This is a genomic window from Pseudoalteromonas sp. TAE79 (assembly GCF_000498015.1).
Taxonomy (GTDB): Bacteria; Pseudomonadota; Gammaproteobacteria; order Enterobacterales; family Alteromonadaceae; genus Pseudoalteromonas.
Genome location: NZ_AUTL01000062.1, coordinates 1 through 9318 on the forward strand (window position 1 = coordinate 1; position 9318 = coordinate 9318).

The window sequence follows — 9318 nt, forward strand, 5'->3', positions numbered from 1 at the left end:
AGGGGTTTTGCGCCCATCCCCTCGAAATTAACCTTAGCTTGAATTTTCACGCTTAGAGTAACTTTTCGTACCATTGGACTTCACCCCTTGAATAACACAGTTTGTATTATTTAGCCCATCCCCTCGAAATCGGCATTAGTATTCTTAAGTAATAATACACAGTGGTAAACTATCTTATGAAAAGTTTACCACTTTAGTCGCTTAAATCGGCTTTATGGTAATGTTAAGCAGTTGACTGGTAAACATTAACCTCATTGATTAAGGTATGCTGATTAAAAATAACAAGAAAGGCTTACCACTATTTCTTCATCAAACACCAAGCGTATACAAATTCTCAGCGAATCAGAAATCAACGAACTCTATGCCTTACCCAATTTTAACCGTAAAGATCGTGATGATTATTTTTCGTTAGATAGTGAAACTCAAAGGCTCGTCAACGAATTAAGACGTATTGAAACCAGAGTGTATTTTATCTTACTGCTTGGTTACTTTAGGTCACGGCCAATAGTATTTAATTTCTCATTTACTCAAGTCAGTAATGATTTAGATTATGTAAGATCCAAGTATTTCAGCGATAAAGATATGTCTCTTGAGGATTTATCACCAACAACAAAAACTAAGCTGATTAATAAGTTATTAAAATATACAGGGTTTACAGCATACCAAAGCAAGTTAGATAAAGAGCCGCTATTAAAAAGGCTTAACGATGTTGTAAAAATCAACCTTGAACCAAGGTATGTTTTTGATGAATGTATTGCTTATTTTGGTCAAAACAGAATAGCGCTAGCTGGTTATACAACGCTGCAAGACACTATTTCTACGGTATTATCAAATGAGCGTAACCGAATTGAAATGGTGCTGCTTGATAGTTTGTCTTCAGGTACCAGAAAAACATTACTTAAATTACTTGAGTCAAATAATACCTTTACTGACTTAGCCAAGTTAAAGAAAATGGCTAAGGACTTTTCAACGAGCCAAATCACCCAAGAGCTGAAGACGCATAAAATTATACGCTCGCTTTATCCAGAAATTAAGTCACTGATTGCTGAACTGGAGCTATCACCTAAAAATCTTGAATACTATGCTTCACTGGTAAAGCACAAGTCCGTTTATAAGCTTAGAAGACACGCAGATAGCCAAACTATTTTATATCTCGTTTGTTACTTGTTCTTCAGGTACCGAGAGACTAACGACAATCTTGTTGCTGCATTTATTTACTTGGTAAGGAAGTTAACCGAATCAGCTAAAGGCTATGCAAAGCAGCGTATTGTTGAAGATGTAGCCATTGTAAGAACCAAATTAAAATCCGCTGGTAGTTTATTAAAGTACTTCATCGATACCGATATGGACGATGATTTAAGCTTTGGTGATGTACGTAAAAAAGCCTTTGAATTGATCCCTGCTGACAGTATTAAACTGTTAAGTGATCACTTAGATAATAACGACTTTGATGGCCGTCAGTACGAATGGCAATTTATTGATAAACAATCCAGTAAAATTAAAAAACTTATCCGCTCATTATTTATGTCTATCGATATTGAGTTCATTCATTTAAAGGATGAACTCCATGAGCAGTATGTTATGGCACATTCTGAACTTAGTGAATTAAAGGCTATCCAAACCATTAACATCGATGTGGTACCTAAACATGACCGAGAGTATTTAGAGGGAGAAAATACCAAATTAATTGCTAATCGATTTGAGTATTTCCTTTATCGTAAAGCCGAACAATTATTTCACAGTAATAGCTTAACGGTGAAAGAAAGCGTTAATAACCGTAGTTTAACGTCAGATCTTATACAACCTAAAGAATGGCAGCAAAAAGAGACAATCATTGAAAACACTGGCCTTGATAAGCTGGCAACACCGATTAACCAAACACTCGCAGATAAGAGCCAACAATTAGAAGTTAAGCTGAAGGAAGCAAGCGAGCATATCTTTAGTGGTGATAATAAGTATGTTGAGTTTATTCCTGGCAAAGCCGAACTCAAGTGGTCAATTCCTAACAGCCGTTGGCAACAAACAATTGAAAACCCGCTCTACAATCAAATTCAACACATGGGTATCGTTGAACTCATGTTGTTTGTTGATCAAAAGACAGGTTACTTAAATTCATTTACACACATATCAGCAACTAAAGAAAAATCACCAGTAAATAAAGAAGATCTGATCGCCTGTATATTGGCAAACGGCACCAATTACGGCCTATATAAAATGGCGAATATCTCTGACCGTTCAATGGGTAAATTACGCAGTGTAGATGATAGTTATGTCAGATATGAAACACTCAAAACGTCTAATGATCAGGTTTCTAATGCTATAGCCACGTTGCCAATATTTGCCTATTACCATGTGGACGATAATCAGTTGTTTTCAAGCATTGATGGTCAAAAATTTGAGTGTCGCATAAATACGTTTAAGGCTCGGTATTCGTCTAAGTACTTCTCCAAAGGTAAAGGTGTTTCAGCATTAACATTGGTTTCTAATCATGTTCCGGTGAGTACGCAAGTCATTGGCGCTAACGAATATGAAGGTCACTTTGCTTTTGACTTACTCTATAACAACTCTTCAGATATACAGCCTAATACCTTATCGACCGATACGCATGGTACCAATAATGTTAACTTCGCTATATTAGATTTCTTTGGTTACACATTCGCCCCTCGATACGCGAAAATGAAAAAGGTGTTTTTTGAGCTATTTGAAGTGACTGAAGAGAACGGAGGCCGTATTCAATTAAAGAAAGATATTAATCATAAGCTAATTGCTGAAGAATGGGACAATATTCAGCATATTGTTTGTTCATTGAGTCGTAAAACCACCACTCAAAGCACAATCATTAGAAAGTTGAGTAACGGCAAGAGCCGAAGATTGTCAGCATTGCATGAGTACGACCGTTTAATTAAATCTATTTATGTTTTGGAGTATGTTGATAATTCAACGTTGCGTCATTACGTCCAGCAAGCCTTGAACAGAGGTGAAGCATACCATCAGTTAAAACGTGCTATTACTTCAGTTAATGGCAATAAATTTCGAGGGGGGAATGATTACCAAGTATCACAATGGAACGATTGTGCTCGACTCATTTCAAATTGCATTATTTATTATAATTCCGCGTTACTATCGGCATTTTTACAAATCCAAGAGAGGAACGGTAGGCAAGATGTGGTTGATGTTATTTCTCGGCTTTCACCTGTTGCTTGGCAACACATTAATCTAAATGGGGAATATGCCTTTAATAAAGACCGCAAAGAAATCGACTTAGCTGGTTTACTTAGTGATGTAAAATCAATAAGTTAAAGAATGCCATCTGTTTGTATTTCTAATTCAAAAGGTACTGCGCATCAAAGTGCCATTAAAAATTGGAGGTGTTGATATTCTATATGCTTGATATATACAAGCTAACATTGATAGAAAACAGATAAGCTAACAAGTTTTTAGTCGAGCCATGAACTGTTCTATAATTGTTCTAATTGCAAAACTCTTCAATTTGGTTTGTTACTAGATTTAAAAATACTTTTCTATGCTCGATTTTAGTAAGTAGCAGCTTTTGGATGTCTTCAGGAACTTTTCTTTCTCCTGCATCTATTGCCATTAGTAATGGCTTGATATCAACTACAAGAAGACCTGCCGCCCTTGCTGCTCGAATGAACTTTAATCTCTTTAATGCACATAAGCCGTAAAGTGAATGGCCTGACTTAGTTTTTTCTTCGCAGTGTACTAAGTTCTCAAGAACATAATTTCTTACCGTATGGACAGATGTTTGTGCAGCTAGTGCCAGTTGAGAAATACTCAAAGGAAAATCCAACGCATCATCATCACTACTAATGAACTTATTGATGTCAGGTATCTCTGTCAAAAAACTGACTTCACCAACAGGAATGTTTTCAACCTTAGATTTAATCATGATTTAGCATGCTTCCAATTTGTGTTGTTAATGGAATGCCTTAAGATATCTTGATTACATTCAATCAATTGGCACTCCATTAACATTTCTGTAAGTACATTACCGTTAAATGATTACCCTGCGCAGCAAGATAGCTCTTTAACGTCTTTGCTAAAGGTTTGAGCGCATAACTTCAATCCTTCAACCATCGTCAAATACGGAAATAGTTGACCTGCCAATTCTTCGACTGTCATTTTATTATGAATAGCAAGAGCCGCACTTTGAATCAGTTCTCCGCCTTCATGGGCTAAAATTTGTGCGCCTATCAGTTTTCCCGTGGATTCTTCAGCTACCAACTTGATAAAACCATCCGTTTCAAAATTTGCTAAAGCTCTTGGTACGTTTTCCATATCAAGTACACGACTTATCGTATTTATTCCTACCGCTGAAGCTTGTACTTCGGTTAGACCTACCGTAGCAACTTGTGGGTCGGTGAATATAACAGCAGGCATGGTAGATAAGTCGAGTTGCGCATTTCCACCTGTCATATTAATTCCAGCCCTACTTCCGGCAGCAGCAGCAACATAAACAAATTGTGGCATATTGGAGCAATCTCCAGCGGCATAAATGTTAGCTGTTGATGTTTCCATCATACTATTAACACCAATGGCACCACTTTTATCTGTTTCAACACCAACATTTTCTAAACCAAGCTTTCCAGTATTTGCATGGCGACCCGTAGAGATAAGCAATTTTTCAGCGATTAATGTTCCTTCGTTAGTTTCCAATGAAAAACCATTGCTATCATAAGAAACATGACTTGCTTGCGTATTATTAAGTACCCTAATACCTTCTTTTTCAAAGCACTCTGCCAGTTTTTCACCTAATAACGGATCTTCAGCATATAAAAGGGTATGTCTGGCTAGAATTGTCACACGGCTACCTAAACGGGCATAAGCTTGCGCAATTTCCAGAGCAACAACGGAGGAGCCGATGACAACTAGACTACTCGGTAACTCTTCTGCAAATAAGGCTTCTGTTGATGTCCAATAAGGTGTATCAACTAAACCCTTAATTGGCGGAATGCTTGGTGTAGAGCCTGTTGCAATTAAAATGCGATCTGCAACCAGCTCTTCTTCACTACCATCAGACTTGTGAACTAGCAAGGTATTTTGATTTTTAAAACGTGCATAACCTTTAAGTAAAGATAGCGCGGGATTACTCTCTAAAATACGTTGATATTTAGCATCGCGTAGTTCTTCGACGCGAGCGTTTTGCTGATGTGCTAATAAGGAGCGGCTAAGTTGTGGCTGAATATTTTCTAAACCATCAAACGGGTTAGTACGTTGCTGATGCGCTAATTGCGCAGCACGGATCAATATTTTTGAAGGAACACAGCCGACATTTACACAGCAACCTCCGATTACATCGGCTCCTTCAATGATAGTAACTCTTGCTCCGCCTTCTGCTGCTTTAATCGCACTGGCAAAGGCCCCTGAACCACTACCAATAATGGCTACATGTAATTGTTCTGGCTGGATGTCATTTGACGAGCAACAACTATTCGTTGACATATTTTATTCCTCTTAAAAAGTTAAGCGGTACAAGTTTCATCATCACAGCGTTTATTCGCAGGAGAAACCATGTCCCAAATTGATACAGCAACCATTAGTCCTAGCCCCGTATAAGTAACGTATGAACTCCACCCGTACTGGAACCAAGGGTATAAAGAGAGTAAAACCAAAATGGGGCCAATTGAACCGATAAAACTACGGTGCCATTGACGATGGCTAAACCAGCCTAAGATATTCATTGCCAGCGCTAATACTGCAAACAGTGGTAACAACGTATTGATAAATACCCCTTCCCACTGACTAAGAAATCCCATCCCAATTGCCGCACCAAGACTAGCTATCGCGGGAAAACACATGGCGCATCCCATTGCCGAAACAAGTGCACCTATAGAGCCTGCTTTATCTCCGATACGCGTAACTAGTTCTAAGGGGCTAAACATTACTTATTTTCACTTTTTAAATTTGAAGGGTAGCCAGCGTTGGTAGTCGCTGCAATTAATGCATTGATGTTGGTTTTAGTGTCATCAAAAGAAACAACAGCTAGCTTAGGCTTGTAGGTAACTTTCGCATTTTCAACGCCATCAACATTTTCTAATGACTTTTTAACTGTGATTGGACATGTCGCACAGTTCATCGTTGGCACTTCCAGTGTAACTGTTTTTACTTCAGCAAAAGCACCAAAACTAGAAAGTGAAAGCAGTGCGGTTAATAATAATTTTTTCATAATTAGCTCCAAATTTTAAAATGTTATAAATTTCTTGATCTGTATATTAAGCAAACAAAAGTATCCAATAATTACTGGTCACTAAAATTGTCGCAACTATAACGCTCAGCCAGAAAATGACTTTTCGTTGTTGCTGTTTCTTAGGAATTGCACAGGCCGTTCCCGGCTCACACTCTTCTACAGGACGGTAAATTTTCCAACCTGAGTAACCAAACAACAACACTACAAATGCGATAAATAATGGCCTATAGGGTTCAAATGCAGTTAAATTACCAATCCATGAGCCACTTACCCCAAGTAATAACAGGAGCAAAGGACCTACACAGCATACGCCTGCGCCTAATGCTGCTATGATGCCTCCTATCATTGGAAGGTTTGATTCTTTTTGATTCATATAGATACCTCATTAAGTGATAATGCAAGTGTATTGCATGTACCTAAGTACGGAGTCAAGGGTGATTTATAAAAAATTTATCTTTGATAATCTGCTACGACAGATACGGGGAATAAGCTAACTTGAATTAAGGCGCAGAAGTAAAATTGGATATGCTGTTTTAGTGGGAAATGGTAGTTAAGTGAATCATTTACTTCGGTTGCAACGAATCAATTATTGGGCAGTGGCTATCGTCATCATTATTTTGGCATTGTCCTAAATGTTCTTCCAAAGCGTGTTCTAACAACAACAAGTCAGCCATCTTTTTTTGTACTGCGATCAGTTTTTTATTAGCTAATTCTTGTACTTTACTACATGGACTATCGTTTAACGCAAGTAACCCTTCAATCTCATTTAGCGTAAAACCTAATTCTTGAGAACGCTTGATAAAATGTATTCTATTTACCGTTTCTTTCGGGTAATGTCTATAGCCCTGCATAGGCTTTGGTGGTTGTTTAATTAAGCCTTTGCGTTCATAAAAGCGAATTGTTTCGACATTTACACTCAGTTCTTTAGCCAACATACTTATGGTTCGTTTAGACACGTTATCAATTACCTTACTGACTTTTTGTTTACTTACTTTATATCTAATTAAAGTGACCATCAATGAATACCAGTTTAAACATCGCTAATTGATTTTGTTTTTTCTTCTATTAAATAAGTAAAGTTACCGTTGTTACAACAATATTAAACCACAACAATGTATGGTTTATCCTTTTTCATTATCAAAGTCCAAATTAGTGTTATTACATGCAGTTCTACATGAGTACACCCTAAAGATACTGTTAATATATCACAGGCAATTACGTAATGACACCACTTAAATAAACCTATATGATATGACACCATCTAAATAGACCTAATTAGGCAAAAATGTTCATAAGAGCATATTTACGAGCATCAACTTCTGAGCAAGATGCAAATAGAGCAAAAAGCTCATTAAAAAAATTCGTTTCTGGCTTCAGCAAACGAATTGCTTCTTTTTATATAGAAAATAAATCTGGTAATTCTTTAGATAGACCAGAGCTAATTCGTTTATTGGATGAATCAGAGTCCGGTGATGTTTTGTTAGTTGAATCAATCGATCGTTTAACAAGGCTAAGCCCTGATGATTGGAAAACTCTTGTAGCCTCAATAAATGAAAAAGGAATTAGTGTTGTTAGTTTAGATCTACCAACCAGTCATTTAACATTTGGCAGTTTTCCAAGTGATGATTTTATGAGATCAATACTTAGTGCTATTAATAATATGCTGTTAGAAATATTAGCGGCCAGTGCATATAAAGAATATCGAGAACGTGAACGTAAGCAAAAAGAAGGTATTGTAAAAGCACAGCAAAAGGGACTTTATCACGGTCGTCAGCCTGATTTAGAGGCTCATGATAGGATTGCCTCGTTTACTGAAGCTGGATTTAGTATTAATAAAACGGCTGAAGCAGTTGGAGTTAGTCGAAGTACGGTAATTAGAGTTAGAAAAAAGCTTAAAAATTTAGACTAAGGTTAATTTCGAGGGGATGGGCGCAAAACCCCTTTCAGCTACTCGATCGGTTTGTGGAGCAGGGCTTCAGCGCCATTGACACGGCCGACGTATATTCTGCGTGGGCACCGGGCCTTGAAGGTGGCGAGTCGGAGGCAGTTATCGGACGATGGCTGAAAAAGCGGGGACGTCGTGATGACGTCATTCTCATGAGCAAAGTCGGTATGCTGGAGCGTCGTAAAGGGCTATCTGCAGCCAACATCGAAGCTGCAATTGAGGATTCCCTGTCACGTCTGGGCACCGATTACCTCGATGTATACTTCGCCCACATTGATGATCAGGAAGTCCCCTTGGAGGAAACATTGGGCGCGTTTGACCGGCTGATCAAGGCCGGTAAGGTGCGGGCCATCGGCGCCTCCAATTATTCGTCCGATCGATTGGAACAGGCGCTGGCCGTGTCTCGTGATCATGGGTTCGCGCGCTATGAGCTGATCCAGCCCCTCTACAACCTGCATGACCGGGCCGATTTCGAGTCGTCGCTGGCGAAAGTCGCCAGCGAGCACAATCTTGGCGTGGTGAGCTACTTTTCTCTGGCCAGTGGATTCCTGACTGGCAAATACGCTCAGCTTTCAGACCTGGAAGGCAACCCTCGGGCTGACTTTCTCAACGGTTATTTCAGCGATCGTGGTCAGCGCATTCTGGATACCCTGATGGCCGTTTCGCAGGAGGCTTCAGCAAAACCATCCCAAGTGGCACTGGCCTGGCTGCTCCACCAGCCAGAACTGACCGCACCGATTGTCAGTGCAACATCGCTGTCTCAACTGGATGAGATATTGGCTTCGGTGAAATTGTCACTACCGGAAGAGATGCTTTCCAGGCTGGACGCCGCCAGTAGGCAGTGATATGAAGATGAGGCTGGAATGAGTGTGCATTCTGGCTTCATCCTCTTTGGTAACACCTTCAATGGTAATGAAACCCGCAATACGGAGAACCCAATCATGATCCACGATTCTCGTGAGCGGTATGGCGCTCTCACCAAACTGCTGCACTGGTCGATGGCCCTACTGGTGTTCTGGCAACTGCTCAAGTTTGGTGATCGAATCTTCGACGGAGAACACTGGGTCGGACAAACGCTGGTGCCCTGGCATGTCTCTATAGGTTCGCTGATGTTGCTGCTGATTCTGGTACGCTTGGCCTGGGCCGCTGGCCAGCGTCATCAGCGCCC

Annotated in this window: 10 protein-coding genes; 4 read left to right on the forward strand and 6 right to left on the reverse strand. The window is 39.5% G+C overall.

Annotation, left to right across the window (positions count from 1 at the left end):
• The first annotated feature begins 330 nt into the window (after positions 1-330).
• Positions 331-3300 carry a Tn3 family transposase gene (locus L655_RS0102440; protein ID WP_275041153.1) on the forward strand — a complete coding sequence of 990 codons (2970 nt, stop codon included), beginning with the start codon at positions 331-333 and terminating at the stop codon, positions 3298-3300.
• A gap of 169 nt (positions 3301-3469) precedes the next feature.
• On the opposite strand, the gene L655_RS0102445 is transcribed toward L655_RS0102440, so the two are convergent.
• The 6 genes from L655_RS0102445 to merR all read right to left on the reverse strand — a co-directional run bounded on the left by L655_RS0102445 (position 3470) and on the right by merR (position 7221).
• Complete coding sequence (locus tag L655_RS0102445; RefSeq protein WP_008110853.1) at positions 3470-3907, reverse strand: MerR family transcriptional regulator; 438 nt, start codon at positions 3905-3907, stop codon at positions 3470-3472.
• A gap of 113 nt (positions 3908-4020) precedes the next feature.
• Positions 4021-5460, reverse strand: a complete 1440-nt coding sequence (merA, locus tag L655_RS0102450) for a mercury(II) reductase (protein WP_024603994.1) — start codon at positions 5458-5460, stop codon at positions 4021-4023.
• Between the two features lie 20 nt (positions 5461-5480).
• On the reverse strand, positions 5481-5900 hold the full coding sequence (gene merC, locus L655_RS0102455; protein ID WP_008467331.1) for an organomercurial transporter MerC: 420 nt from the start codon (positions 5898-5900) through the stop codon (positions 5481-5483).
• Positions 5900-6184, reverse strand: coding sequence for a mercury resistance system periplasmic binding protein MerP (gene merP, locus L655_RS0102460; protein ID WP_008110847.1), 285 nt, complete (start codon positions 6182-6184; stop codon positions 5900-5902). Before merP ends, merC begins: the two co-directional genes overlap by 1 nt.
• A 46-nt stretch (positions 6185-6230) precedes the next feature.
• Positions 6231-6578, reverse strand: coding sequence for a mercuric transporter MerT family protein (locus L655_RS0102465; RefSeq protein WP_008467333.1), 348 nt, complete (start codon positions 6576-6578; stop codon positions 6231-6233).
• A gap of 190 nt (positions 6579-6768) precedes the next feature.
• A complete protein-coding gene (gene merR, locus L655_RS0102470; RefSeq protein WP_008110844.1) occupies positions 6769-7221 on the reverse strand; it encodes an Hg(II)-responsive transcriptional regulator in 453 nt (150 codons plus the stop codon).
• A gap of 269 nt (positions 7222-7490) precedes the next feature.
• Here merR and L655_RS0102475 point away from each other — a divergent pair, with 269 nt between their 5' ends.
• The 3 genes from L655_RS0102475 to L655_RS0102485 all read left to right on the forward strand — a co-directional run.
• Entirely contained in the window at positions 7491-8114 is a 624-nt protein-coding gene (locus tag L655_RS0102475) for a recombinase family protein (RefSeq protein ID WP_008467336.1), read from the forward strand.
• A gap of 5 nt (positions 8115-8119) precedes the next feature.
• A complete protein-coding gene (locus tag L655_RS0102480) occupies positions 8120-8995 on the forward strand; it encodes an aldo/keto reductase (protein WP_033011280.1) in 876 nt (291 codons plus the stop codon).
• An 18-nt stretch (positions 8996-9013) separates the two neighbouring features.
• Positions 9014-9318 (forward strand): cytochrome b/b6 domain-containing protein (locus L655_RS0102485; RefSeq protein WP_241764426.1); only part of this gene is annotated, 305 nt, incomplete at its 3' end.

Excerpts from the sequence above, each read along its gene's own strand:
- L655_RS0102445 (WP_008110853.1), bottom strand. The coding sequence starts at position 3,907 with ATGATTAAATCTAAGGTTGAAAACATTCCTGTTGGTGAAGTCAGTTTT.
- merA (WP_024603994.1), bottom strand. The coding sequence starts at position 5,460 with ATGTCAACGAATAGTTGTTGCTCGTCAAATGACATCCAGCCAGAACAA.
- merC (WP_008467331.1), bottom strand. The coding sequence starts at position 5,900 with ATGTTTAGCCCCTTAGAACTAGTTACGCGTATCGGAGATAAAGCAGGC.
- merP (WP_008110847.1), bottom strand. The coding sequence starts at position 6,184 with ATGAAAAAATTATTATTAACCGCACTGCTTTCACTTTCTAGTTTTGGT.
- L655_RS0102465 (WP_008467333.1), bottom strand. The coding sequence starts at position 6,578 with ATGAATCAAAAAGAATCAAACCTTCCAATGATAGGAGGCATCATAGCA.
- merR (WP_008110844.1), bottom strand. The coding sequence starts at position 7,221 with ATGGTCACTTTAATTAGATATAAAGTAAGTAAACAAAAAGTCAGTAAG.
- L655_RS0102475 (WP_008467336.1), top strand. The coding sequence starts at position 7,491 with ATGTTCATAAGAGCATATTTACGAGCATCAACTTCTGAGCAAGATGCA.